We start from the raw sequence: 274 nt of genomic DNA on the forward strand, positions 1-274 counted from the left end.
CACGGTCTGCGCGGAACTTCGCCAGGATTGCGATGCCCCATGCTCCACCTTCGGCGGCGCTCTTTCCAACCGCAACGGGCACACCCAAAGCGCCAGCCATCAACTGCTGCGCGACGATCGGTGTCTTGAACAGGCCACCGTGAGCGAACAAGCGGTCCACCTGGACACCCTCGTCCTCAGTCAGAATGTTCATGCCCAGGCGCAGCACGGCGAACGGCGTCATGAGCTGTGTGCGCATGAAGTTTGCCAGGTTGAATGTGGAGGCAGGCGGGTT

1 protein-coding gene is annotated in these 274 nt (G+C 62.0%); it reads right to left on the reverse strand.

The window, feature by feature from the left end; all coding sequences use genetic code 11:
* A partial coding sequence (locus QP415_RS11775) for an FGGY-family carbohydrate kinase (protein ID WP_285100202.1) occupies positions 1–238 on the reverse strand: 238 nt, incomplete at its 3' end.
* Positions 239–274 lie beyond the last annotated feature (36 nt).

The sequence above is a fragment of the Pauljensenia sp. UMB3104 genome (assembly GCF_030217285.1).
Classification (GTDB): Bacteria; Actinomycetota; Actinomycetes; order Actinomycetales; family Actinomycetaceae; genus Pauljensenia.